Raw genomic sequence first — 25,072 nt, 5'->3', positions numbered from 1 at the left:
GTCCCTTATTTTTCGAGGTCGCGAAGAGTTTCAAGCGCTTCTTCGACGTGGCCTTTGACTTTTACTTTACGCCATTCTTTGACTACCTTACCAGCCTTATCTATCAGGAAAGTTGAACGTTCAATGCCCATATACTCCTTGCCGAAGTTCTTTTTCAATTGCCACACATCAAATGATTCGGCCGCTTCATGATTCTCGTCAGCCAGCAGCAGAAAAGGCAATCCATGTTTTTCGATGAATTTTTCATGACGTGCCGCTGGATCTGGGCTAATACCAATGATGACCGCGTTCAATTCCTCGAATTGCTCATTATGGTCCCGGAAATCACAGGCCTCCGTCGTGCAACCTGGCGTCATGTCTTTTGGATAAAAATATAAAACAATGTTTTTCCCCTTTAAATCCGATAGGGAAACCATTTCACCATTGTTTGCAGGGAGTTTGAAATCAGGTGCTTTTTCTCCAATTTTAACAGTCATATTGAACCCTCCATTTCTTTCATTATGGTAAGAGTACCCAATAATCGAAAGAAACACAACTTTCATTTACCCTTCCTATCTTTCTGCTCCAAATCGATAACTGTCCGAATTACGAACGCTGCCGGCAGTGTATACCCGATGAAAGCCTGAATGGTAGCTATCATCCTGCCCATGCCAATCGGGGCTATATCTCCATACCCTACAGAAAACATCGTCATCGCACTGAAGTAAAAGGAAGTCTTCAACTGTTCATAGAAAGTGCCATCCAACCGATTGCCCATATCAAGAATCACCGAATGATTCTGAAGCTCGTATAATAAATAAATCAGTGCAAATCCAACCAATATCGTCGCATATAAATTGCCAAGCCACAGCATATCCTCCAGAGAAAACTTCTTTCCTCCCGACTCAACAAGAAATAACGTACGAATGCTCATCACCATGCAAAAAATGATTCCTGCAATCAAGATGTAGAAAGTCATCCCCCACGCCCCATTTCAAAACGCCACTCTCTCTATACATACTCCCTGTCCAAACAATATATTCTTTTTTAGGTACAGACCTCATACTTATCAACCACACACTCAATAAACTGATTCTTTTCCCGAATCTTTTTTTCCATGTTGACCCTTTTGGTCGGATATGTTAAGATTGTCTAAATTTTTATAATAGTTTTTATTTTAAAAATCTTCGGCCTGCAAACAGTTTATAAAGGCAGGTTTTGTAAAATTTCATATGTGGAAATAGGTTCCTAATTTTAAATTAGGATTAAAAGGGAAGTCCGGTGTAATTCCGGCACGGTCCCGCCACTGTAATGGGAGTGTTAGCGCCATCCAATATGCCACTGATCAAAAGATCGGGAAGGCCGCCGCTAATGATAATCCCTAAGTCAGGAGACCTGCCTATTTCGACAACACTGTTTTAACCTACGGGAGATAGGGAGGTGTTAGGGACCTTATAATTGTAAGGGGCATTCTGCATGCCTCTTATTTTAAGCATTTCTAACTTTCTCTTTTGACGGTTGGGGATGCTTTTTTTATTGTTCAATAAAATGAATGTAGGAGGATGGGAATTTTGAAAAGCAGTAGTTTGGGTTACCCACGAATCGGGGAAGATCGTGAATGGAAACGTACATTGGAAGCTTACTGGTCAGGTAAAATCGATGAAGCGGAATTTACGGCACAACTAAAGGCAATCCGTTTAGGCAACATACAAAAACAAAAGCAACGGGGCATTGATATCATTCCTGTCAACGACTTCACTTTCTATGATCAAATGCTCGATATGTCCGTCATGTTCGGTCTTGTACCTGAACGTTATTCAGCCTATGAAGGCGGTAGGGTTCCCCTTTCCGTATATTATTCAATGGCTCGCGGAAACAATGATCAAGTCGCTTCCGAAATGACGAAATGGTTCAATACGAACTATCACTATATTGTCCCTGAATTAAAACTGCCACAGCTGACTTTAACAGAAAATAAACCACTTGCAGCATATCGGGAAGCCAAGGAAAAGCTAGGGATTGAAACGAAGCCCGTGTTGATTGGACCTTATACCTTCATCTCCCTTTCCAAAGGCTTCAATAAACAAGAGATCCCTAGTATCATCCTGAGCTTGCTTCCCCTATACACGCAAATCCTGCGGGAGTTGGAGCAAGAAGGCGTGAAGTGGGTACAAATGGACGAACCTTCTCTTGTTTCATCCATTTCCAAGGATGATATGCAAACTGTTACTTACCTATATGAAAAGCTGAATGAAGCAGCACCAAACCTGAACATCATGCTACAAACATACTTTGATGCCGTGGAACACTACCAAGAAGTCATCGAATTAAAAGTCCAAGGAATCGGTCTTGATTTTGTACATGATAAAGGGAGGAATCTAAGTAATCTTGAAGCATTCGGCTTCCCAAAGGACAAAGTGCTTGCTGCAGGTGTGATTGACGGAAAAAACATTTGGCTATCTGATTTATCGAAAAAAATTCAATTAATCGAGACTCTTAAGAAAAAGGTAGCCGAAGACCAAATCTGGCTTCAGCCCTCTTGTTCCCTGCTTCATGTCCCAGTGACCGTTCGGAATGAAACCGCACTTTCAAAAGAAGTGAAACAGGCCCTTGCTTTCGCTGATGAGAAACTTGAGGAAATCACACTCTTGGTCAAAGGGAATAATCAAGGCTTTGAAGCAATCACCGAAAAAGTCGATGCCAATAAATTTACGGTTCAAACGTTAGCAAGTTCAAATGCACGGAATCATGGGACTGTACAATCGAAAGTCGAAAAGGTTAAAAGCAGGACCGCCGGCCGTCACATTCCATTTAAAGAGCGTTACCAAAAACAACAGGAATTTTTCAAATTGCCTTTCCTTCCTTCGACTACCATCGGTAGCTTTCCGCAGACATTTGAAGTTAAACAAGCACGCGGGAAATTCAAAAGAGGAGAATGGACCGCTCAGAAATATGAAACATTCGTAAACGAAGAAATCGGCAGGTGGATCGAAATCCAAGAAGAAATCGGTTTGGATGTTCTCGTTCACGGGGAATTCGAACGGACGGATATGGTTGAATACTTCGGCCATAAGTTAGGCGGTTTCGTCTTTCTGGAAAAGGGTTGGGTACAATCCTATGGGTCCCGCTGCGTGAAACCACCAGTCATCTACGGCGACATCCATTTCATCGAACCGATGACAGTAAGGGAAAGTGTGTACGCACAATCACTGACGAAGAAGACGGTAAAGGGAATGCTTACAGGTCCTGTTACGATTTTAAATTGGTCATTTGTCCGTGATGATATTTCCAGGGAGAATGTTTGCTATCAGCTGGCACTCGCTTTGGAAAAGGAAGTCATTGCATTGGAATCCGCTGGAATTAAAATGATTCAGGTTGATGAGCCTGCACTTAGAGAAGGTCTGCCATTGAAAAAGAACGATCGCGACGAGTATTTAAACTGGGCTGTGAATTCATTCTTGATATCCACATCAAGCGTGGAGGATACAACCCAAATTCATACGCATATGTGCTATTGCGACTTCAACAGTTTCATGGATGTCATCTCCTCCCTCGATGCTGATGTAATTTCCATCGAAACATCTCGTAGTCATGGGGAGCTTGCTTCCGCATTCGAGGAAAAAACATATGAAAAAGGTATTGGCCTGGGTGTGTATGATATTCACAGCCCGCGTGTGCCCGCAGTGGAAGAAATGGTCGATATGATTGAACGGGGCATCAAGGTATTGGATAAAGACCAGTTTTGGATCAATCCCGACTGCGGCCTGAAAACAAGGGGTATCCCGGAAACCGTCGCTTCCCTGAAAAACATGGTCGAAGCAGCAAAAATCGTCCGTGAAAACCTTTTAGCCAAACCAACAGGCCAATGATTGAAAAGAACGTTGCCCATCCAACACAGCAGTCACGGACTTTTTTAACCGACCTTGTTTTTCCACCGGATACAAATCATCACAATACCATCTTTGGCGGAAAAGTAATGGCATATGTTGATAAAATAGCCTGCATTTCAGCTATGCGTCATTGTCGAAAACCCGTTGTGACTGCTTCAAGCGACTCTTTTGATTTTTTGGCCCCCATCAAGACAGGGGATGCGATCAACCTTGAAGCTTATGTCACCTGTGCTCATCGCACATCAATGGAGGTATTCGTGAAAGTGGAGCGTGAGAACCTATTAACAGGTGAAAAACAGCTTACGGCACGCGCTTTTTTAACGATGCTCGCCATTGATGAAGACGGTAAGCCGACAAACGTACCTCAGGTCATACCGGAAACGGAAGAGGAAAAGCAGCAATATGTTGAAGCACAAGCAAGATATATTGAAAGAAAGAAAAAACGGAACTAAACAAAAACCCCTTCAACATGAATGCTGTTGAAGGGGTTTTTTTAGTTCCCTGCCCCGCGGTACCTCTTCACTCCCTGATTCCATATGAAAACGGATATCACGAAAAAGGAAACCCCGATTACAGGTGTGGCAAATGCATATGCATACCACTCTTCTTTTCTTAGGAAATAAGATGCCGGATAGACACCAACAAACGCGAATGGCAGCACCCATGTAAGGACAAAACGGATGACCTTATTATAAATATCAACTGGATAGCGCCCGTAGTTCCCGATATTGTACATCATTGGCATGATGGATGTTTTCGCATCCGACCAGAACCCAATACTTGCTATCGCAACGAATATGGCTGCATAAGCAAGGGCCCCGCCTATTGCAAAAATGATGAAAAGAATCGGGTCATACCACGCAAGCTGAAGATCCAATGAAATCCCCGAATAGAATATAATGATCAAACCGGTCACAACACCAAATAACGCTTCTAGTTCGATTCTTTCTAAAATGACTTGAAACAGGCTATGTATCGGTCTTGTTAATATCCGATCCATTTCACCTTTGACGATATAGCGGTCATTAAAATCCCAGATGTTGAAAAAGGCAGAAAAAAGGGCAAATGGGATAAGGAAGAATCCATAAATGAATATGATTTCTTCCCGGCTCCAGCCGCTTAAAAATTGGGTATGCCCAAAAACGACTAAGATAAATACCAGATTCACGACCTGATTCAGCAGGTCAGATAGGATTTCCATGAAGAAATCGGCTCTATATTGCAATCTGGTTTTCATATATTGACTCACATATTGAAAAAACATCGATACATAAAACATCCCGTCAACCTCCTTGAATAATCAGCTGTTTTTTTGCGACTATCCATAAAAGCTGAATCGGTATTATGAGAATGATGCACCAAATTAACTGCTGTAAAAGCGCCATGGCAATTTCGCCTGAACTGTACCCGTTCGTAAAAATCATGCTTGGTACATAGCTGATCCCTTGAAAGGGTAAATATTTCATCACTTCCTGCGCCCATACCGGATAGAAACTGATGGGCAGCAGCAGACCGGAAAATAAATCAATGATAACCCTTTTAGCCCGGATCAATCCGGCATTATTATATAAGAAAAAGGTAGTGATCCCCGTCAATAAGTTAATCTGTGTATTGATGATGAAGCTGAACAGCAAGGAAATGCCGAACATCCCCCACGTAGCCGGCTCGTGCGGCAATTCGATAGGAAAAATGAAAGCTACCAGCAGCATTCCTGGAATCGAGAAGAAGAAGAAACGGAATATCCCTTCCCCAAGTCCTTGCATCGTTTTCATGCCTAAATAGTTATACGGCCGGATCATTTCAATGGCGACCTTGCCGTCTTTAATTTCAGTGGCGATTTCGCGGTCAATATTATTGAAATAAAAAGCGCGTGCCATCCATGCAACCGCGACATAGGTTGTCATCTGCATACTTGAAAGTCCTTCGATGGAGCTTTTTTCCCCATATATCGCATTCCATAAGAAATAATAGGCACCGATATTAATGCTATAAATTAAAATGCCGGTATAATAATCTGTTCGATACGCAAGCATCATCAAAAAACGCATGCGGATCATTGCAAGATACTTTCCCATGGCCCTCTCCCTTCTTGATAGACACGTTGTTTCTTAATGATAAGAGAGTCAGACAGTGCCTTCTTCGTAAATGTTGCGAACAATCTCTTCAATGGACGTTTCATGGATTTTGATGTCCTTTATTTTAAAATGAGCTACAACAGCCGAAACAAGCTGTGAAATATGATCACTTTCTTCTTTCAACAAGGCAATGTATGTTTGATTTTTCTCATCATAAGCCCAGTTAGCAGTAAATGGGAGTGCCAATGATTGCAATTCCTTCAATGCGATCGGCTCGATGAATTGAAAATGGATCTGTTTTTCCTCAGCCCAGTTATCTTTCAAACTCTGTAATTCCCCATCATAAATGATCTGTCCCTCATCAAGCATGATTACGCGCTCACATAATGCTTCAATATCACCTAAATCATGGGTAGTCAAAAGGATCGTCGTATTATATTTCTCATTGATTTCTTTCAGGAACTCACGAATCTTCATTTTCACGAGTACATCAAGTCCAATCGTCGGCTCATCCAGGAACAGCAAAGGCGGATTGTGGATCAAGGCTGCCGCAAGCTCGCAGCGCATCCGCTGACCAAGTGAAAGTTTACGCACTGGCTTGTCCAGCAAAGGTCCGATATCGAGCGTCTTGATGACATGTTCCATATGATCGTTATATTGTTCATCCGTTACCTTATAGACCTTTTTTAGCAGCCTAAAGGATTCTTGAACTGCAATATCCCACCAAAGCTGTGACCGCTGACCGAATACGACTCCGATTGTCTGAGTGAACTTTTCCCTTTCTTTATGTGGATTCATTCCATTGACCGTGATTTCACCTGCTGTCGGTTCCAAAATACCTGTCAGCATTTTGATCGTGGTCGATTTCCCTGCACCATTCTCCCCGATATAAGCTACCATCTCACCCTTTTTTACAGTAAAATTGATATCATTGACGGCAGGGACGATCTTATAATTTCTGGTAAGTAAATCCCGGAAGGCACCCTTTAGCCCTGTACGGCTTGATGCCGACTTAAATTCCTTCCGAAGCTGTTTCACTTGAATTGCATCACTCATCCTGTTACATCCTCCGTAATCTCTTGTCCTAATGAATTAGTTTATCCAACCTAACCTTTTTAGACAATAAAAATGCTTGGATGCCAAATACCATTTTCAGGGCGAAATGATCGTTGTATCAGATACATATATAAAGGAGACGAGTATGCTATGAATATCAAAAAATTATTACTATCCCAAATTGAAAAGGTCGTTTTCGACCTTCGATATGACTTCCTTTATGAAGATGAGTACGGTGAATTATTATGCCAGGTCATCCAAAGGGATTCCAGCGGGTCGATCGAAAGCACACCCATCAGTTTCCATCTTTGCATTAATGAAGAGAAAGGAACCGGCCATCTAATCTATTACCAAGCCCAGGGCGAAATGAACCGCCAATCATTCGACATCGAAAACCCAGACACCATCTTGGCCATTCTTACTTTCATAATCGAAGTTTTGGGATCCGACCCCATTTCCGAAACAAAATGATGGCCCGGAATCCTGATGTTCTAGGGCTGCAGCGTTTCCACCAGGGAACTAATCACATTTCCTAGCCTTCCACCCCAGATTTACGGACGGAAAAGTGCTATGATAAAGAGGAAATATGTTTATATTTTTAGGAGGTTTTAAGATTGGATTTTAGTAATTCGGAGCTTTTACATAAAGAGGCATTAGAACATATCGTTGGCGGGGTTAACAGTCCATCCCGTTCTTACAAAGCTGTAGGAGGCGGTTCACCAGTTGCGATGGATCATGCCAAAGGTGCTTATTTCTGGGATGTTGATGGCAATAAATATATCGATTATTTAGCTGCATATGGCCCGATCATCACAGGTCATGCGCATCCACATATTACGGAGGCCATCGTTAAAGCTGCAGAAACGGGCGTTTTATACGGCACACCGACAAAACATGAAGTCAAATTTGCCAAAATGTTGAAAGAAGCCATACCATCCATGGATAAAGTCCGCTTCACCAATTCAGGAACCGAGTCCGTCATGTCCACCATCCGCGTTGCCCGCGCTTACACAGGACGGGATAAGATCATCAAGTTTGCAGGCTGTTACCATGGACACTCCGACCTTGTTCTTGTCGCTGCAGGTTCCGGCCCGTCCACTTTAGGTACACCGGACTCTGCCGGCGTTCCAAAAAGCATCGCACAAGAAGTCATCACGGTACCTTTCAATGATATCGAGTCATTTAAAGAAGCACTGGATAAATGGGGCACTGAAATTGCAGGCGTGCTGGTAGAACCGATTGTCGGCAACTTTGGAATCGTGGAACCAAGCCCTGGCTTCTTGGAAGAAGTCATTTCATTATCGCACGAAGCCGGATCACTCGTCATTTTCGACGAGGTCATCACAGCGTTCCGCTTCATGTATGGAGGGGCACAGGACTACTTGGGAATTCAACCCGATTTGACCGCGCTTGGAAAAATCATCGGGGGCGGGCTTCCTATCGGTGCCTATGGCGGTAAAAAAGAGATCATGGATTCTGTCGCCCCGCTGGGACCTGCCTATCAAGCAGGTACGATGGCAGGAAATCCTGCTTCCATGCTTTCCGGGATAGCTTGCTTAGAAGTACTTAAAGAAGAGGGTCTGTACGAAGAGCTTGACCGGCTGGGAAAAATCCTTGAAGAGGGTATCCTGACAGCGGCCCGCCAATATAATGTTCCGATCACCATCAACCGCCTTAAAGGGGCATTGACGATCTATTTCACCACAGAAAAGATTGAAAACTATGAGCAGGCGGAAAATACTGATGGCGAAATGTTCGCTAAGTTCTTTAAACTCATGCTCAACCAGGGAATCAATTTGGCACCGTCCAAATACGAAGCCTGGTTCTTGACAATTGCCCACACGGATGACGATATCGCTTATACTCTAAAAGCGGTTGAACATGCATTCAAAAACCTAATATAATAAATCGAATCAGCATAATTATGCATTTTTTATACACCCTCAGGATGTACATCAATCTTGGGGGTTTCTTATTCCCCTGTAATAAATCTTTAACATTGGCATTTCAGGCCACTTCCCACATAAATCCCACCAATCACAGCATCCAGCCCATTGTATAAAAAATTGATTTCTGAATATTTAAATGATATGATATGGATACATTTATATACATTTATACACTTTCTTTCAATCTATCAAAACTTGGACTATTGTTCGGGTTTACTAATATTTCCCCCATTAAACACATGCTACAGGAGGTGAAAGGCAGAGAATAAGGGAAACCTTATTCAAGCCACATATATGGCCCAACAATGGACACCTGCTACATTCAAAGAATTTCACAAGGAAGAACATGATGCCTGCGGTATCGTTTCCTGCATCGAAAAAAAGAAAATCCCTACTAACGAAAACATCTTTGCCTGTATCGACGCCTTGGTTAAAATGAACCATCGCTGCGGCTTCATCAATGGTGAGGGCGATGGCGCCGGCATCCATATCGATATTCCCCGGGCTCTTTGGAAAAAGAAGCTTGAAGCGGTAAATGTCGATTCAAGCATCGTCGATCAAGATTCCTTCATAGTCGGCCACTTATTTTTAAGCAAAAAAACAGAAGCTAACGACTTAAAAATCGAAGTCAAGGAGAAACTGCTCCAGCATGGTCTCTCATTGATATTCGAAACGGATAAAGCCTACCGCTCCGAGGCATTGGGACCGATTGCCATTCAAGAAGACCCAGTGTTCTGGCAATTTGCCTGTTCCTCCACCATCAATAACAACCAGGAGCTCTCAAATGTTCTTTTTGAGCTGACTACCGACATCGAAAAAAGTGATTTCATCCATGTTGCATCTTTAAGCCAGCATCATGCGGTATACAAAGTGATGGGTGCGGGGGATACGCTCCCTGCCTATTATCTTGATCTTGCAGACCCTTTGGCTGCCTCCACCATGACACTGGGACATAATCGTTTTTCAACTAATACTCTCTCAAGCTTCTTCCGGGTCCAGCCTTTCAGTGTACTTGGTCATAATGGCGAAATCAATACCATCGCCAAATTGCGTGATGAAGCGAAAATGATCGGAGTTCCCATCGCTAAAGATGGAAGCGACTCACAGGATTTAAACAAGACGATCGAGACTTTCATCTGCCGTCATGGCTACTCTTTATTTGAAGCTGTCGATCTTATGTTTCCGCCAATCATCAATGAAATCAAGGAATATCCCGAGCACTTACAAGACTTATATACGTATTTAAGGGAAGCATGGGGTCATTTTGCACAAGGTCCGGCAGGCATCATCTCCCGTTTCGGCGATGAAGCCGTGTTCTCTGTCGACTCTTTAGGCTTGCGCCCACTATGGAATATTGAAACGGAATCATCCTACATGTTCACTTCCGAACCAGGAATCATCCCTTCCAGTGAATATACCGGAGGATCCGAAACCGATGGGTCCAGGGGAAAAAATCGGTTTGAAATGGAACGGCGACCGCATTGAATTGTACACATACAAGGATTACCAGGATAAAGTATTTGAACTCTTCAATGATCGTTTCGTCCTTTCCAATGACCGAGTCCGCTTACAGCCCCAAGTTTTTGAAAAGGTTATCTCCATGACAAACACGCAAGCCATTCATAATGGTCAATATAAAGCCTTTGGGTGGGAAAGGGAGCATGTACAATTAGTGGAACAGATGGCCGAAAAAGGCGCTGAGCCCATTCGTTCACTTGGTCACGATGCGCCACTGGCAGCACTTAATCCCCAGCGGACCAACATCGCTGATTTCATCAAGGAAAGTGTGGCCGTTGTAACTAACCCAGCGATCGACCGGGACCGGGAAACCGAGCACTTCTCAACAAGAACCATCATCGGAAAACGTCCTTCCCTATTCGAAGCGAATAAGGCGGGAAATGTCACGGAGCTACTGACTCCCTTATTGATTGAAGGATCAACGGGTTATGAGTGCTCGTCAATCGTATCGCAGCCAAGCTATGATCAGTTCATTAAATATAACCAAGATCAAAAACTCGTGCACTTCATTTCATGCACGTTCAATGAGGCTGAAAACATCACGGTTGCCTTGACCAGGATAACGGATGAAAGTGTCAATGCAGTGGATGAAGGAAAAACGCTGCTCGTTCTGGATGATGCCCTTGCCCATCAAAACGGCAACCTTTGGCTTGATCCCCACCTTGTCACTTCAGCCGTCGATCAAGCGTTGGTCCGCACAGGCAAGCGCCGTGATTGTTCCATCCTTTTACGTTCAGCATCGCTAAGGTCATTACATGATATCATCGTTTCTTATGGTCTTGGGGCCAACTTAATCAGCCCCTATTATATGTTCCTTTCCTTATCTTCAGATGACATCAAGGGGGTTACCAATCTATATAACTCCTTGACGAAAGGACTTGAGAAAGTCATCTCGACCATTGGCATTCATGAGCTGCGCGGCTATGGAAGACTTTTCTCAAGCATCGGTTTACATGAGGAAATCGCGAAATATTTAAATGTGGCTAACTTCTTCGGATCCAATGATCTGGACTATAATTTCGATAAAATCAAGGCAGATGCCATCCAGCGGGCGGAAGATTACGGCAATGAAAAAGAACGGATGGGTAAGACCTTCCATCTGTTCCCTAGGATTTGGAAGTCTATTGGAGAAGTTGCTTCAACCGGGGACTATGATGCTTATCGCGAAAAGATCACCGAACAGGAAGAATCCAATCCTACGACGATCCGCCACTTGACATCATTAAAAACTTCAGATGCTTCCATCCCTTCTGAAGAAGTCAGTCTTTCGGTCGGCGAACAGGAATTGCCGTTCGTCATAGCATCCATGTCCTTTGGATCACAAAATGAGATTGCTTTCCGGGCCTATGCGGAAGCTGCCGAGAGGTTAGGCATGATCAGCATGAATGGTGAAGGCGGGGAAATAAAGGATATGCTGGGCAAGTACCCGAAATCCCGCGGACAGCAAATCGCTTCCGGCCGTTTCGGTGTCAATGCAGAACTCTTGAACTCTTCAAATCTATTGGAAATTAAAATTGGGCAAGGGGCAAAACCAGGTGAAGGCGGTCACCTTCCCGGTTCCAAGGTCACAGCGAAAATCGCAGAAGCCCGAAATGCAACAATCGGTTCCGATTTGATCTCCCCTTCCAATAACCATGATATATACTCAATTGAAGATTTGGCCCAAATGATCCATGAGTTAAAAACGGCAAATGACAAAGCGAAAGTTGCCGTCAAAGTACCAGTCGTTCCAAACATCGGTACGATTGCTGTCGGTGTCGCAAAAGCGGGGGCCGATATCATAACGCTTTCTGGTTTTGATGGCGGAACGGGTGCTGCCAGGATCCATGCACTCGCACATGTCGGTCTACCAGTTGAGATTGGTGTTAAAGCGGCCCATAATGCGCTGCTTGAGTCAGGTATCCGACAGAATGTTGAAATTTGGGCTGACGGTGGGTTAAAAAGCTCGATGGATGTATTGAAGGTAATGCTGCTTGGTGCAAACCGTGTAGGTTTTGGGACCCTTTCGATGATTGCCGTCGGCTGTACAACGTGCCGCGGATGTCACCTTGATACTTGCCATGTGGGAATCGCCACCCAAATTGAATCGGAAGCGCAGGCGAAAGAACATGGACTGCGCCGTTTTGTTCCACGAAAATTTGATTTAGCCGTTCAAGGATTAACGAATATGTTCAGTGCATTTGCAAAAGAGCTCAAATCTTTGACTGGGTCACTTGGGGTGAAGAATCTTCAAGATATCGTCGGACGTTCCGATTTGCTACAGCAAGTTAAAGGTCAACAATCATTGGATTTAACCTATTTATTGAAAAACCTGGATATAACACCGTTCTCCCATAAAGAAACGGCGGCATATTTGAATGAAGGCTCCATGCAGGTAGCTGTTGGCGCTGAATATCTTGATTCGCATGTAGATGATCTGCAGCAATCCCGTAGCTATAGCTCGATCACTTCCGAGCAGCGTGTACTCGGCAGCAGGGTGTCCTGTCACCGCGTTAGGGGCAGATTGGATGGATCATACAAAAAACTTCCTCCCGTTCACCTATCCTACCAGGATGGTTCCATCCCGGGTAATGGACTTGGGGCATACAATACGGAGGGAATTTCAATCAGCGTGAATGGCGGTGCCCAGGATGGCATTGGCAAAACATCGATTGGCGGTAATATTGCCATCTTTAAATCTCCAGGAAAAGATGGAAAGTTCTACAATGGCTCCGTCGGTAAGGGCTTTGGTTACGGTGCACAGCATGGTCTCCTCATTGCCCAAGGCGATGCCGATGCCAGGGCGGGAATCCGGCTTTCCGGAGCGGATATGATCATTGGGGGATTATTGAAACAACCACTTCCTGAAAAGGAAAACGGTAATATTGCGGTAACTTCCAATATTAAGGGATTCGCTTTTGAATACATGACAAATGGAAGAGGTTTAGTTCTGGGTGATCCCGGTCCATGGATTTGCGCAGGGATGACAGGCGGCGTCGTTTATTTACGGCAACAGCCCGAATCTGGATTAACCAAAGAGGTCATTAAGAAACGGGTTGCGAAAGGGGCAAAGATTTCCATTGAGCCCCTATCCGCAAAAGGCCTGCAGGATGTGGCTGAACTTCTGGGCAAATACACGGCCCTCTTGAAAGATCATGGCCAACCCGAAGAAGCGGCCTCTTTAGAGACACTGCTTCAAAATCCTGGAGAGCACTTCCTTCAGGTCGTTCCAGTTAAAGAACAGGCGGATCCTGCCGTATCCACGGAGTGATGCCGAAAATTAAAAAAGGCTGATGCTCTTCAATTCGAGCATCAGCCTTTTCCAGTCATATACCTCAGGAATAGTCTTTAAACGATGGAAAAACACAGTTGAAAACAATCAACAAATTGCCTATCGTTTCTTTATATATTAAACTTGATTTTAACTATTGTAACTCTAAGGAAAATCCTGTATATTACTTTTTGTTTACATCTTCTTATTTTAGTGTAAAGTACTAACAAATAAGTTAGAATACAACTTTAAGCAAAAGCCTATATATAAATAGAGCCTTTTCTTACCACGATCCATTACAACACAAAGAAAGGATTAACCCATATATGAAGTTTGGTGCCCGCATTCTCAAAACAGGAATAGCAATTGTTTTAGCGCTTTATCTATCGGAACTGCTTAATCTTCCTGCTCCTGTCCTTTCTGGGATTGCTGCAATTTTTGCAATACAGCCGACCATTTACCGTTCATATCAAACGGTGTTGGAGCAAGTTCAAGGAAATATCATCGGCGCATTGGTTGCTGTCTCCTTCGTTTTGTTGTTCGGAAATGATATTTTTATAATCGGTCTTGCCGTAATGGTTGTCATAACCATCAATTTAAAACTGAAAATGGATAAAACGATTGTCCTTTCCATCGTGACGGTCATTGCCATCATGGAAAGCCAGGAAGGGGAATTCCTGAATTTTGCCTTTATTCGTCTCTCATCCGTTTTGCTCGGTATCGTTTCTTCGTTCATCGTGAATCTGGTTTTCATTCCTCCAAAGTACGAAGCAAAGCTTTATACACGCATTACAGATGTAACGGAAGACATCTTGAAATGGATCAGAATCAGCACAAGGCATGCTACAGAACACACTTTATTGAAAAAAGACATCAGCCGATTGAAGGCGGAGTTACTCGATCTGGAACATATCTATTCCATGTACAAAGAGGAACGGGAATATTTCAAGAAGAACAGTGTAGCTAAAGCAAGAAAGCTTGTCGTTTATCGGCAGATGATCATAACGACAAAAAAAGCGTTTGAAACCTTGAAGAGAGTCCATAAATTCGAGAATGAAGTATATCAAATGCCTGAAGATTTCCAACGGAGCATCTTACAGCAGCTTGATTCCTTGATCCGCAAGCATGAACAATTGATATTACTGCATATCGAAAAAATCAAGTCCATCGACGAGATTGAAGATTGGGACCAGGATTGTCTAAGTCGTAAAGAGCTGCTCGCCCACTTTTTCGAACAGCAAAATCAAGTGGACGAAATGCATGATAATCTGGGCCATCTCTCTGCCCGCCTTGTACCATTGATTTCTGCAGTCATAGAATATGACGAACAATTGGAGCATCTTGAAAAGCTGATCGTCAGCTTCCAGTCCTTCCATAAGGAAGATAACGAATTATCTGTCCAGTATGAAGAAGATTAAAAAAGACGGTTCCCGGGAACCGTCTTTTTTCGTCTCTATTTCGAGCAGGCTCCTCATTCAATCATCCAAAAGGTTCTTATCAGCAGCCTTTTCAATCGTATCCAATTTCTGCAAAAGATCCTGCAGCTCATCTTCCGAGAATGAGTTGAAGTTCTTGCCCATCAATTGGTTATGATCCGCAAGGACTCTCCCCAAAATCGCTTCCCCTGCCTCTTTCAATTCAAGATTGATGACCCTGCGATCCTTTTCTGATGGCTGCCGTTTCACATAATCCATTTCGACCAGCTTATCTACAAAAACGGTAATCGCACTTGGCTTTACTGTTAAGAAATCAGCCAGCTTGGTCGATTTGATCGACCCCTCTTTTTTCAATATCAATAATATGAAAAACTGAGGCGACGTTAATCCATAAGGCTGAAGATTTTTTGCTACGATGGCCCTAAGCTTCTTCCTAATCCGAAAAATCTGCATTTCTATACTATTAGTTACTTCCCATTTAAATTCCAGCCTTCTCACTCCTTATATAGGACAATCCTACCTCTTAAATTTAATTAAATGCCATTCCATTGTCAAATTTACTTTCCATATATCCTTAAAACTAAAAAAAATTCAAATTTTTACCGTTCCTCTGTATTTATTTCCCACTATTTTTCCGAATAAATTACATGACAAAAAATAATTAAACTGGTAAACTCTTTACTTATAATATTAATACTTATAAAAATTAATATTTATTAAAATTAATAAATAAACTTTAGAATAGGAGGCGTTATCCAGTCTGGTAATGAACGTTAATCAAAGGGAATACATCATCAATATTTTTGGAGGCGAAACAAGTGAATAGAGGACGTTTAGTTTTAATCAATGTCATTGGTTTGGTTATTATTGTAGCGGTATTAGCCGGTGGGGCTTATTACTATTATGAAAGCACGAATTTCATTAAAACGGATGAAGCGAAAGTGTCGGGAGAGCTATATACCATCGTTGCCCCCGCTGCCGGTAAATTAGCAGATTGGGAGTTACACGAAGGAGACAGTGTAAGTAAGAATGACCAAGTTGCCAATGTAACCACCTTAGATGGAAAAGAAGCAGTAAAAACCGCAGCACAAGGTACAATCGTTAAAACACAAGTGCATGATGAGCAGCTTGTTCAAGCGGGTCAAACGCTAGCTCAGACCATCAATATGGATGATCTGTCCATAACGGCTAATATTGAGGAAAATAAATTGAAGGATATCGAAAAGGGTGACAGCGTCGATATTATCATCGATGGAGATCCCGATACTGTTTTCGAAGGTACATTGGAACAGATCGGTTATGCCACAACGTCTGTCTTTTCAGTGATGGGCAATCAAAACAGCAGCGGAAACTATACGAAAGTCACTCAAAAAGTACCAGTTAAAATTTCCATCAAAGCACCATCCGATAAAGTTCTGCCTGGAATGAACGCAGAAGTGAAAATTTCAACTAAATAAACCGGCTACACAGTTATACAGAAAGGAGGCTTTTCAATAAATGGCTTCTCAAACCATCTCAGTAAATGAAAACAAGGGAATGAAACAGTTTGCCCCCATGTTAATTATCTTAATGCTAGGTTTGTTCATGGTCATTTTGAATCAAACTCTGCTTAGTGTCGCCATGCCGAGGATGATGGCAGAATTCAATGTAGCCGCGACTACGATTCAATGGTTATCAACTGGATTCATGCTCGTGAATGGAGCCTTGATCCCACTGTCCGCTTTTTTAATAGAACGTTTTGGCACGCGGATTTTATTCCTTGCTGCCATGTTTCTATTCACTGTCGGGACATTCATCTGCGGCATTGCACCTAATTTCCCCGTCATCCTTACAGGCAGGCTGATCCAGGCGGCTGGCGGCGGGATCCTCCAGCCATTGGTCATGACGATCATCCTTTTCATCTTCCCTCCGGAAATGCGCGGGAAAGGAATGGGGATATTCGGACTGGCCATTATGTTTGCCCCTGCCATCGGTCCGACTTTATCAGGTTGGGTCATTCAGGAATATAGCTGGCGGGTCATGTTCTACGCAATGGTGCCATTAGGCATAATAGTCATAATACTTGCCCTTTTAAGCATGCATAATGTAGCAGAACCAAAGAAAATCAAATTGGATTTATTGGGCGCCTCTTTATCCTTGCTAGGTGTTGCATCATTACTATACGGTGTCAGTGAAGCAGGCTCCAAAGGGTGGACGGATTCAATCGTTCTGGGAACGATCATCATCGGGCTGATCCTATTGACCCTATTCGTGGTTCAACAGCTAAAATCGGAAACACCAATGCTCGACTTCCGTGTATTCAAGTATGACATGTTCGTATTATCGAATATCATTTCCGCCATCGTCACAGTGGCCATGTTTACTGGGATATTCTTATTGCCAATATATTTGCAGACTTTAAGAGGCTTCACACCAGTTCAATCCGGTCTATTGATGTTACCCGGAGCACTTGTGATGATGGTGATGTCACCCATTTCAGGAGCATTATTTGACAAAATCGGTCCTCGCCCATTAGCACTTTTTGGTTTAGCGATCACTGCTGTCACAACCTTCGAATTTGCTAATTTGACTACGGAAACTACCTATTCGACTTTGGTCATCATCTATGCCATCCGCGCACTTGGAATGTCTTTACTAATGATGCCGATCATGACAGCAGGGATGAACCAGCTTCCTAAGCATTTGAATACACATGGTACGGCAATGAGCAATACGCTGAAACAGGTTACCGGAGCCATTGGTACGAGCTTCGTGACGACCATTTATACTACCCGTGCTTCTTTCCATGGAACTGCTTTAGGAACGGAAATGAGTACGAGTGATCCCGGTTTTGTTCAGAATTTCCAAACAATCGTCCAATCCATCATGAGTTCGATGAATCAAACTAGTGAACAGGCACAGGAAACTGCCATGTCGCTGATTTCTTCACAAATCCAGGGTCAAGCAAATGTGATGGGAATCAATGATGCATTCTTTTGGGCAACAGGCTTCGCAATTGTCGGTATCGTTCTCTCACTGTTTTTGCGTGACGTTCGGAAAGACAAAGCAATGAAAAAAGCTAAACAGGAACATTTGGATGTACCTTTGCTTCCTTCACCAGTAAAAAAATCGGTTTAACTAAATGGGGGAATAAAAATGAAGATCTATGTTGTTTACGACAGTGAAGGTAACCATACGAAAGCACTTGCCGAATCAATAGCTCAAGGAGCAGCTGCGGTTCCTGGGGCTGAGGTTCTCATTGACCATGTAAACGAGGCGGATGTTTATAAGCTTAAGGAAATGGATGCAATCATTTGGGGCTGTCCCGGTCATTTCGGCACCATCAGTTCGAGTTTGAAAACATGGATTGATAAACTTGGGTATCTATGGGCGGAAGGTGCGCTGATCAATAAAGTGGGTGCTGTATTCTGTACGACCGCCACCGTACATGGCGGACTCGAGGCTACCATGCTGAACTTAATCACCCCAATGCTTCACCAAGGAATGATCATTGTGGGCTTACCCGGCACTGTCCCGGAAAACGCCTTATATGGTTCCTACTATGGAGTAGGGATAAGCTGTCCACCCGGTGTGGATGACAACATCACCAAAAATGACTTGCAGCTTGGAGAAGCATTAGGAAAACGGGTAGCCCATGTCACTCGTTCATTCATAAACGAGCTCTAGGAGGCTTGATTCAATGGGCATAATTCTAATTATCATCGTTGCCATAATAGCGGTTACGGGCTTAATCACGTTCAATATCAAAGCCTTATCACCTGAAGATAAGCCGCCGGGGATCGAGGAAGAGAACTCATTGGAAGAGTCCTCTTTCTCTTCGGCAGATGATTCCGTTACCGAAATCATCTCCCCAACAGACAATGATGAATTGAAAATGAAAGATCAGGATTATCGTTTGGCTCTTTCCAAGCTTCACAATCTAAAGCCAAATGATGAGCCAACTGCAGAAAAAAAGCCTAATCTTCGCAAAATGAAAGACGCGGAATATCGTGGTACATTAGAAGACTTCCAGGAAAATCGTGACTGAAACACACCCCCCCATTCGGCTATTCGCCTCTTTGGGGGTTTTCAATTACTATGCATGAAAGAAACATTTTCGACCTCTGCCGCCACCTTTAGCTTAAAGATCGACTGCAGGCTTAACTTATTTTTCTGGTTGACAAATATTCACAAAGACTTTAAGCTAAGGTAATGCAACACAAACAATTTTTTAAACTCAGCTTTTGTTGAGAGACGGAATTTTAAAAGGTTTTCCTTTTTTCGTTCGTCACTTGCCTTTTTGGCAGGTGGCGATTTTTATTTTTACAGGGGTGAAATACATGCAACTTTTGAAGTATTCCATAATGGTCTTAATCGGTTCGATCTCATATGGCACATTATCCACGATGATCAAGTTTGGATTCATGGATGGCCATTCTTCTGGAGAACTGGTCGGCAGTCAATACCTCGTCGGTTGGCTGATTGTCTCCGTGTTATTTCTTTTTTCGTTTAAATATAAAGTTTCATGGAAGAGTGCCGGATTACTTTTAATCACGGGCATGATGTCCACTTTCGTCGGAAAGGCATATGCCGTTTCCGTATCCGAGCTTCCCGCTTCGATTGCCGTTGTCTTTTTATTTCAATTTACCTGGATAGGCGTCCTTATAGAAAGTTTCTTAAATAAAAGACGCCCGGATAAAAATAAACTCATTGCCATTTTCGTTCTCTTCATCGGTACATTATTGGCGGGGGCGATCTTTGGTCAGCCTCTATCCGCCCTAAGCCTGAAAGGCGTATTGTTCGGACTATTGTCTGCGTTGCTTTTTGCACTGTATATGTACTGCAACTCTCAATTCGCAGTTGGGGAATCTTCAATGAAACGGTTGTTTTTCATTGCAACGGGTGCCATGCTGACTGCTGTATTCACGACTAATCCCGTCACACTTGTGACGAATCTTGTCCAAACGAACCTATGGTACTACGGTCTGCTGCTCGGCACTTTGGGTGTTTTAGTTCCTTTCTTTTTCTTTGCTGTCAGTTTGCCGAAAGTGGGTGTCGGGCTTGGAACGATTCTTTGTGCAGCAGAGCTGCCTTCAGCGATGGTCGTTTCCGTCATCTTCTTGAATGAACAGGTTACGTCACTGCAATGGTTCGGGATGTGCTTGATCATCGTCGGCATCGCCTTGCCTGAGGGAATAAAGCATCTGCCGCAATTCCTTCCTGACAGAAAAAAAACGCTGCATGAAAAAAGGATTTCATAACGTTTATCCACCAGTTCGGATAAGAATAAGAAAGACCATTCCCGTTAGCGGAATGGTCTTTCTTTTGTATATTGTTTTTCCTTTTCTCCTTAAGCATCCAATTGTTGCACTTGAAATAGGTTGTAGTAATGCCCTTGCTTTTTCATAAGTTCTTCGTGTGTTCCCATTTCCGTAATTTCCCCATTATCGATATGAACGATCCGATCGGCATGGGTGATGGTTGATAGTCGATGTGCCACGATGATGGTGGTCCGGTTTTTCGCCAAAATATCCAGTGCCTCCTGGATATAGTGTTCACTTTCCAAATCCAATGCGGATGTGGCTTCGTCGAGAACAAGGATTGGCGGGTTTTTCAAAAATACCCTCGCAATGGCCACCCGTTGCTTTTGGCCTCCGGATAATTTAACTCCCCGCTCCCCGACTTTCGTTTCATATCCTTCTTTTAAACCCATGATGAAGTCATGGGCATTCGCCGCCTTTGCCGCTTCAAATACTTCTTCATCACTTGCATCGGGCCGTCCCATAAGGATGTTGGCCTTAACCGATTCACTAAATAAGATATTATCCTGTAGAACCATTCCTATTTTATCTCTTAGGCTGCGGACTTGATATTTACGGATATCCGTCCCATCCAATAATACCCTTCCCTCCGTTACATCATAGAAACGGGAAATCAAACTGACGATGGAGGATTTCCCTCCGCCGCTCATCCCGACAAGTGCAATGGTTTCCCCTGGTTTAACATCCAAATTTATATGTTTCAAAACGGGTGCCTCTTTCTCGTCATAAGCAAACGATACATCCTGAAAGGTTATTCGGCCATCCACATGCTTCAGCTCTTTCGCTCCTGGTTCGTCATCGATATCATACTTCTCATCCACAAACTCAAAAACCCTGTCCATGGACGCCAATGTCTGGGTCATTGTCGTCGAAGAGTTAACTAAACGTCTTAGGGGATTATATAGCCGGTCTATGAAACCAACGAAAGCAACCATGGTACCCAGTGACAATTGTTCATGAATGACCTGATAGCCGGCAAATCCTATCACGAGCAGGGGGGCAATATCCGTGATCGTATTCACGACAGCAAATGACTTAGCATTCCAGCTCGTATGCTTTAGGGCCTTATCGAGGAAATTCTTGTTCTGCTTCGCAAACAATTCCTGTTCCCTGTCCTCTATCGCAAAGCTTTTGATGACTGACATCCCTGAAACCCGTTCATGAAGGTGACTCTGTACATCCGCTAACGCTTGGGACCGAATCCTTGTATAGGTTCTCAGCTTGCCGAAGAAATGCTTAATCGAAAATGCGTAAAATGGAAGCATGATGATGGATACAATGGTTAACTTCACGTCCATCGTAAACATGATGACTATCACTATGATGATCGTTGCGATATCGAGCCAAAGGTTCATCAGACCCGTAATGACAAAGTTCTTCGTTTGTTCCACATCCGTGATCATCCTTGAAATGACCTCGCCCACCCTTGTATTGGAATAATATTTAAAACTCAGTTTCTGTATATGAGTAAATAAATCATTACGAATATCATATAAGATTTTCGTTCCGGTCCATTGAGCGAAATATTGACGGTAATACTCAATCGGCGGTCTGACTGCAACGAAAATGAATATCATGATGGCCATTGCCCATAAAAGGCGTTCGGACTTCACGGCTTTGGACAGGTCACCATTTCCGATGATGTCATCCACTATATACTTACTGAGCAATGGAAGCAAAAGCGGAATCGCGAACTTTAGCAATCCAATCAGTACCGTCCCGATTATCTGCCATTTATATGGTTTGACGAATTGCAAATATCTCTTAATGCTCCCCACGGATTTCCTCCTTTTCTGAATCATTAAATCCAAATGATAAAAATAGTCCATAACAGTCAATTTGGAATCTTATATCTTATATGCAATTATATTTTCCTTTTCGATGATTAACTATCAAAAGGATTTTCATTCACTAACTTTCATAACCATTTATAGGAGGTTTAATGGTTCCTGCATTCTTGAAAGATTGAATCAGATAGTAGGCATGATACATAATGAAAAAGCCTGCCAATTATGCAGCAGGCCTTTTCTATCATCGATAGGTTAAAAAGCGTTCATACCAACTATCAATAAACTCTGCGGAGAATGGTCCTTTTCGCTGGCGTATCATATAAATCAAATAGTCTACGTTCTGTTTCAATATTGAATCGATGGCATCCGGGTAATTCATTTCTTTCCGATGCCTTTCATATTCATCCTCATCCAGCAAATTAAACGTCATATCTGGGAATACTTTAATGTCCAGGTCATAGTCAATGTATTTCAATGCTCCCGATTCGTATGTGAACGGCGAACTGATATTGCAATAATAATAAACCCCGTCCTCTCTCAACATACCAATAACATTAAACCAATACTTTGAATGAAAATAGCAAATCGCCGGCTCTCTCGTAATCCAGGTCCTTCCATCTGATTCAGTTACCATAGTACGGTCATTCGCTGCTATCACCAGATTTTGGGTCCCTTTTAAAACGGTCGTCTCTTCCCAGATACGATGGATATGTCCATTATGTTTATAGCTATGGATTTGGATTTTTCCTCCTTCGGCAGGAACAATCCCCATTTATCTCTCCCTACTTTCTATAGACACCCTGACAGCGTACTGTGCCCTATTCCGTTTGCAGTTTTTGTGTGTATTTAAAAATATATACTTTTTTCCATTTACCCTATATTCCTATATTATAGCGATTTATTCATAAATTTAAAACAAAAGTGGCTAATCTCCAAGTGAAAATGTGTAAATAAGTCGAAAAAGTCTGACCATCCACCCATTTTAACTAAGAAATTAGCCGGTTATTTATCGTATGGCAGCCTGTCCTTGCTGAAAATAACGGATGACTTCTTCCGTTTGCTTCTCGAACATATCATGGATACTTTTCAATTCCTGCTTTTTGAGTTGAATATCTTCCTGAATGGTGACTGCTTCACTCTCCTCTTCCAGGGCAAGGAGTTGCTTCTCTATATCTTGGCATCTTTCGATTTCGGATTGTAAAAGTAAAAGCTTATCCATCGTTTTCAACTGGTTGTTTATAAGCCGGTTAAATTCCTCCATGAATGCACCTTCCTAATCTGTATTTTTTCTATAGTATGTATATTCTATTTTTATCCGTTTTTTCCTTTGACATAAAATGTAAACACGACGAAACATTTGTCGAATCCAATGAAAGGCAAAAAAAAGCACCCTTCATAAAGAAGGATGCTTTTCATCGGCGATTAGCCTTGGCTTTTATTGCTTTGAGATTTTTGGTTTTGTTGTTTCACTTCTTGAACGTTAGTTTCAGAAGCAAACTCTGTACCGTATTGGCCTTGTGCTTGACCTTGACCTTTTTTTTGCTGAGATTGCGCGTTTTGTTGTCTCACTTCTTGAACGTTAGTTTCAGAAGCAAATTCTGTACCGAATTGGCCTTGACCTTGTTGAGATTGCGCGTTTTGTTGTCTCACTTGTTGAGCATTAGTACCTGCTTGTGATTTATTCATGTTTTTAGCCATTGATATCACCTCCACGATAATAAGATAACCATTATCCAGGAGTGTTATCCAACTAAAAACATTTAAATTTTTCCAGTTATATTAAACAAGCAATGAAATGCCTCCATCAACTATTACGGTTTGTCCACGAATCATACTGGCTCCATCGGAAATTAAAAACAGGATGGTATTCACCATATCTTCCACCTCGACCATCCGTCCAGCCGGAGTCTGTTCTGCCGCCTCGGCAAGCATTTCATCCCTATTCGGGAAAGACTTCAGGGCATCTGTATCGATCACACCGCCTGAAACGGCATTGACACAAATATTTTTTGCAGCTAATTCGACCGCTAAATATCTTGTCAGGGCTTCAAGCGCAGCTTTGGAAACTCCAACAGCTGTATAATTTTTCAAATAGCGAATGGACCCTAGTGAACTGATGCTGACGATTTTCCCCCCGCCGTTCCTCTCCATTAATTTCGCCGCTTCCTGTGCACAGAAAAGGAGGGCTTTTGTATTGATGTCCATGGTCCAGTTCCAATGGGATTCCTCCAGCTCCATCAACGGACGCTGCACTCCTGAAGCCGCATTATTGATGAAAATATCCAAACGTCCATAATAAGCATCGATTTCCTCGAACATGCTTTTCACTTTCGCAACGTCACCGACATTTGCCTTAACTACAAGAGCTTTACGCCCCAACGCTTCAATTTCGGCTGCCACTTCTAATGCTTTTGACTTGCTCCGGGCATAATTAATAACGAGGTCGTAACCTTCCTCTGCAAGCCTTATTGCCGTGCTTCTGCCTAAACCTTTACTGCTACCTGTAATGAGTGCCACTTTTTGTTCCATTCGTTTATTCATCCTTTCTGAGTAAACACCGAGTATTAAAAATCATTTTTTAAGGAGTGTTACTGTTATGTATGTTGGACGTGATATGACAGAGTTGTCGATGATGAAAAAATCGGATTGGGAAAATAGTGAACTTGCCTATTTTCATCACTCCCTTCAACAAATGGTACCTTATTTAAACCAAGAAGGACAGAGTATCCATAGCGAAATCCTCAAAGAAATTGAAAATAGAGGCGGACTTAACAGGCAGGAAGCCGATTATACTCATGGAACGAAAACCCTTTACGATTGATTCTATAC

The 25,072-nt window shown here is 42.8% G+C and carries 22 protein-coding genes, 1 pseudogene and 1 riboswitch; of the genes and pseudogenes, 12 read left to right on the top strand and 11 right to left on the bottom strand.

Features of this window, described 5'->3' with window-relative positions; all coding sequences use genetic code 11:
• Positions 1 to 5: 5 nt before the first annotated feature.
• Together bcp and AC3ISB_RS03695 are read right to left on the bottom strand one after the other, a co-directional pair.
• Entirely contained in the window at positions 6 to 476 is a 471-nt protein-coding gene (gene bcp, locus AC3ISB_RS03700; protein WP_452453010.1) for a thioredoxin-dependent thiol peroxidase, read from the bottom strand.
• Between the two features lie 62 nt (positions 477 to 538).
• Positions 539 to 958: a potassium channel family protein gene (locus AC3ISB_RS03695; protein ID WP_098370627.1), complete on the bottom strand. Its 420-nt coding sequence runs from the start codon at positions 956 to 958 to the stop codon at positions 539 to 541.
• Between the two features lie 246 nt (positions 959 to 1,204).
• Positions 1,205 to 1,396, top strand: a riboswitch (cobalamin riboswitch).
• A 145-nt stretch (positions 1,397 to 1,541) separates the two neighbouring features.
• On the opposite strand from AC3ISB_RS03695, the gene metE reads away from it, so the two are divergent.
• Positions 1,542 to 3,848, top strand: coding sequence for a 5-methyltetrahydropteroyltriglutamate--homocysteine S-methyltransferase (gene metE / locus AC3ISB_RS03690; RefSeq protein WP_489275590.1), 2,307 nt, complete (start codon positions 1,542 to 1,544; stop codon positions 3,846 to 3,848).
• Positions 3,845 to 4,321: an acyl-CoA thioesterase gene (locus AC3ISB_RS03685; RefSeq protein ID WP_283900819.1), complete on the top strand. Its 477-nt coding sequence runs from the start codon at positions 3,845 to 3,847 to the stop codon at positions 4,319 to 4,321. The genes metE and AC3ISB_RS03685 overlap by 4 nt, the downstream gene beginning before the upstream one ends.
• Positions 4,322 to 4,362: 41 nt before the next feature.
• Here the strand turns inward: AC3ISB_RS03685 and AC3ISB_RS03680 are convergent, their stop codons facing one another.
• Genes AC3ISB_RS03680 through AC3ISB_RS03670 form a run of 3 tightly spaced genes read right to left on the bottom strand, consistent with a single transcriptional unit; the run spans position 4,363 to position 7,000 of the window.
• Complete coding sequence (locus tag AC3ISB_RS03680) at positions 4,363 to 5,148, bottom strand: ABC transporter permease (RefSeq protein ID WP_098370626.1); 786 nt, start codon at positions 5,146 to 5,148, stop codon at positions 4,363 to 4,365.
• Between the two features lie 4 nt (positions 5,149 to 5,152).
• A complete protein-coding gene (locus AC3ISB_RS03675; RefSeq protein ID WP_098370625.1) occupies positions 5,153 to 5,944 on the bottom strand; it encodes an ABC transporter permease in 792 nt (263 codons plus the stop codon).
• 48 nt (positions 5,945 to 5,992) lie between these two features.
• On the bottom strand, positions 5,993 to 7,000 hold the full coding sequence (locus AC3ISB_RS03670; RefSeq protein WP_489275587.1) for an ABC transporter ATP-binding protein: 1,008 nt from the start codon (positions 6,998 to 7,000) through the stop codon (positions 5,993 to 5,995).
• Between the two features lie 150 nt (positions 7,001 to 7,150).
• On the opposite strand from AC3ISB_RS03670, the gene AC3ISB_RS03665 reads away from it, so the two are divergent.
• The 4 genes and pseudogenes from AC3ISB_RS03665 (at position 7,151) to AC3ISB_RS03650 (ending at position 15,135) form a co-directional block, all read left to right on the top strand.
• Complete coding sequence (locus AC3ISB_RS03665; protein ID WP_141994487.1) at positions 7,151 to 7,471, top strand: hypothetical protein; 321 nt, start codon at positions 7,151 to 7,153, stop codon at positions 7,469 to 7,471.
• 143 nt (positions 7,472 to 7,614) lie between these two features.
• Entirely contained in the window at positions 7,615 to 8,904 is a 1,290-nt protein-coding gene (locus tag AC3ISB_RS03660; protein WP_141994488.1) for a glutamate-1-semialdehyde 2,1-aminomutase, read from the top strand.
• Between the two features lie 339 nt (positions 8,905 to 9,243).
• Positions 9,244 to 13,717, top strand: a pseudogene (locus AC3ISB_RS03655) (glutamate synthase-related protein).
• A gap of 326 nt (positions 13,718 to 14,043) precedes the next feature.
• Positions 14,044 to 15,135, top strand: a complete 1,092-nt coding sequence (locus tag AC3ISB_RS03650) for an FUSC family protein (protein WP_098370620.1) — start codon at positions 14,044 to 14,046, stop codon at positions 15,133 to 15,135.
• A gap of 57 nt (positions 15,136 to 15,192) precedes the next feature.
• Here the strand turns inward: AC3ISB_RS03650 and AC3ISB_RS03645 are convergent, their stop codons facing one another.
• Positions 15,193 to 15,651, bottom strand: coding sequence for a MarR family winged helix-turn-helix transcriptional regulator (locus tag AC3ISB_RS03645; protein ID WP_081395760.1), 459 nt, complete (start codon positions 15,649 to 15,651; stop codon positions 15,193 to 15,195).
• A 320-nt stretch (positions 15,652 to 15,971) separates the two neighbouring features.
• Between AC3ISB_RS03645 and AC3ISB_RS03640 the strand changes: the two genes are divergently transcribed.
• The 5 genes from AC3ISB_RS03640 (at position 15,972) to AC3ISB_RS03620 (ending at position 20,393) form a co-directional block, all read left to right on the top strand.
• Positions 15,972 to 16,610 (top strand): biotin/lipoyl-containing protein, encoded by a 639-nt coding sequence (locus AC3ISB_RS03640; protein ID WP_489275584.1) that lies wholly within the window; start codon positions 15,972 to 15,974, stop codon positions 16,608 to 16,610.
• A gap of 40 nt (positions 16,611 to 16,650) precedes the next feature.
• Positions 16,651 to 18,270, top strand: coding sequence for a DHA2 family efflux MFS transporter permease subunit (locus AC3ISB_RS03635; protein ID WP_377394743.1), 1,620 nt, complete (start codon positions 16,651 to 16,653; stop codon positions 18,268 to 18,270).
• Between the two features lie 18 nt (positions 18,271 to 18,288).
• Positions 18,289 to 18,819 carry an NAD(P)H-dependent oxidoreductase gene (locus tag AC3ISB_RS03630; RefSeq protein WP_489275582.1) on the top strand — a complete coding sequence of 177 codons (531 nt, stop codon included), beginning with the start codon at positions 18,289 to 18,291 and terminating at the stop codon, positions 18,817 to 18,819.
• A 13-nt stretch (positions 18,820 to 18,832) separates the two neighbouring features.
• On the top strand, positions 18,833 to 19,180 hold the full coding sequence (locus AC3ISB_RS03625) for a hypothetical protein (protein ID WP_480339884.1): 348 nt from the start codon (positions 18,833 to 18,835) through the stop codon (positions 19,178 to 19,180).
• A gap of 292 nt (positions 19,181 to 19,472) precedes the next feature.
• On the top strand, positions 19,473 to 20,393 hold the full coding sequence (locus AC3ISB_RS03620; RefSeq protein ID WP_098370616.1) for an EamA family transporter: 921 nt from the start codon (positions 19,473 to 19,475) through the stop codon (positions 20,391 to 20,393).
• Between the two features lie 89 nt (positions 20,394 to 20,482).
• Here AC3ISB_RS03620 and AC3ISB_RS03615 read toward each other — a convergent pair whose 3' ends face one another.
• The 5 genes from AC3ISB_RS03615 to fabL all read right to left on the bottom strand — a co-directional run bounded on the left by AC3ISB_RS03615 (position 20,483) and on the right by fabL (position 24,772).
• The gene (locus AC3ISB_RS03615) at positions 20,483 to 22,231 is read right to left on the bottom strand and encodes an ABC transporter ATP-binding protein (protein WP_098370615.1); all 1,749 of its coding nucleotides are present in this window, start codon (positions 22,229 to 22,231) and stop codon (positions 20,483 to 20,485) included.
• A 253-nt stretch (positions 22,232 to 22,484) separates the two neighbouring features.
• Positions 22,485 to 23,015, bottom strand: a complete 531-nt coding sequence (gene ntdP, locus AC3ISB_RS03610; protein ID WP_063234823.1) for a nucleoside tri-diphosphate phosphatase — start codon at positions 23,013 to 23,015, stop codon at positions 22,485 to 22,487.
• 234 nt (positions 23,016 to 23,249) lie between these two features.
• Positions 23,250 to 23,504, bottom strand: coding sequence for a YgaB family protein (locus AC3ISB_RS03605; RefSeq protein WP_098370614.1), 255 nt, complete (start codon positions 23,502 to 23,504; stop codon positions 23,250 to 23,252).
• Between the two features lie 161 nt (positions 23,505 to 23,665).
• The gene (locus tag AC3ISB_RS03600; RefSeq protein ID WP_098370613.1) at positions 23,666 to 23,941 is read right to left on the bottom strand and encodes a gamma-type small acid-soluble spore protein; all 276 of its coding nucleotides are present in this window, start codon (positions 23,939 to 23,941) and stop codon (positions 23,666 to 23,668) included.
• Positions 23,942 to 24,022: 81 nt separating this feature from the next.
• On the bottom strand, positions 24,023 to 24,772 hold the full coding sequence (gene fabL / locus AC3ISB_RS03595; RefSeq protein ID WP_489275578.1) for an enoyl-[acyl-carrier-protein] reductase FabL: 750 nt from the start codon (positions 24,770 to 24,772) through the stop codon (positions 24,023 to 24,025).
• A 67-nt stretch (positions 24,773 to 24,839) separates the two neighbouring features.
• Here fabL and AC3ISB_RS03590 point away from each other — a divergent pair, with 67 nt between their 5' ends.
• The gene (locus AC3ISB_RS03590; RefSeq protein WP_489275577.1) at positions 24,840 to 25,064 is read left to right on the top strand and encodes a hypothetical protein; all 225 of its coding nucleotides are present in this window, start codon (positions 24,840 to 24,842) and stop codon (positions 25,062 to 25,064) included.
• Positions 25,065 to 25,072: the final 8 nt, after the last annotated feature.

It is taken from the genome of Peribacillus sp. GL_122 (genome assembly GCF_057835005.1).
The sequence above is the reverse complement of the archived record's forward strand: the minus strand, read 5'-3'. Positions and strand labels throughout refer to the sequence as shown.

What these genes read in the sequence shown, in the direction of transcription:
- fabL (WP_489275578.1), bottom strand. Translation starts at nt 24,772, where the DNA reads ATGGAACAAAAAGTGGCACTCATTACAGGTAGCAGTAAAGGTTTAGGC.
- AC3ISB_RS03675 (WP_098370625.1), bottom strand. Translation starts at nt 5,944, where the DNA reads ATGGGAAAGTATCTTGCAATGATCCGCATGCGTTTTTTGATGATGCTT.
- AC3ISB_RS03650 (WP_098370620.1), top strand. Translation starts at nt 14,044, where the DNA reads ATGAAGTTTGGTGCCCGCATTCTCAAAACAGGAATAGCAATTGTTTTA.
- AC3ISB_RS03590 (WP_489275577.1), top strand. Translation starts at nt 24,840, where the DNA reads ATGTATGTTGGACGTGATATGACAGAGTTGTCGATGATGAAAAAATCG.
- AC3ISB_RS03680 (WP_098370626.1), bottom strand. Translation starts at nt 5,148, where the DNA reads ATGTTTTATGTATCGATGTTTTTTCAATATGTGAGTCAATATATGAAA.
- AC3ISB_RS03635 (WP_377394743.1), top strand. Translation starts at nt 16,651, where the DNA reads ATGGCTTCTCAAACCATCTCAGTAAATGAAAACAAGGGAATGAAACAG.
- ntdP (WP_063234823.1), bottom strand. Translation starts at nt 23,015, where the DNA reads ATGGGGATTGTTCCTGCCGAAGGAGGAAAAATCCAAATCCATAGCTAT.
- AC3ISB_RS03695 (WP_098370627.1), bottom strand. Translation starts at nt 958, where the DNA reads ATGACTTTCTACATCTTGATTGCAGGAATCATTTTTTGCATGGTGATG.
- AC3ISB_RS03600 (WP_098370613.1), bottom strand. Translation starts at nt 23,941, where the DNA reads ATGGCTAAAAACATGAATAAATCACAAGCAGGTACTAATGCTCAACAA.
- metE (WP_489275590.1), top strand. Translation starts at nt 1,542, where the DNA reads ATGGGAATTTTGAAAAGCAGTAGTTTGGGTTACCCACGAATCGGGGAA.
- AC3ISB_RS03620 (WP_098370616.1), top strand. Translation starts at nt 19,473, where the DNA reads ATGCAACTTTTGAAGTATTCCATAATGGTCTTAATCGGTTCGATCTCA.
- AC3ISB_RS03685 (WP_283900819.1), top strand. Translation starts at nt 3,845, where the DNA reads ATGATTGAAAAGAACGTTGCCCATCCAACACAGCAGTCACGGACTTTT.
- AC3ISB_RS03670 (WP_489275587.1), bottom strand. Translation starts at nt 7,000, where the DNA reads ATGAGTGATGCAATTCAAGTGAAACAGCTTCGGAAGGAATTTAAGTCG.
- bcp (WP_452453010.1), bottom strand. Translation starts at nt 476, where the DNA reads ATGACTGTTAAAATTGGAGAAAAAGCACCTGATTTCAAACTCCCTGCA.
- AC3ISB_RS03665 (WP_141994487.1), top strand. Translation starts at nt 7,151, where the DNA reads ATGAATATCAAAAAATTATTACTATCCCAAATTGAAAAGGTCGTTTTC.
- AC3ISB_RS03625 (WP_480339884.1), top strand. Translation starts at nt 18,833, where the DNA reads ATGGGCATAATTCTAATTATCATCGTTGCCATAATAGCGGTTACGGGC.
- AC3ISB_RS03630 (WP_489275582.1), top strand. Translation starts at nt 18,289, where the DNA reads ATGAAGATCTATGTTGTTTACGACAGTGAAGGTAACCATACGAAAGCA.
- AC3ISB_RS03605 (WP_098370614.1), bottom strand. Translation starts at nt 23,504, where the DNA reads ATGGAGGAATTTAACCGGCTTATAAACAACCAGTTGAAAACGATGGAT.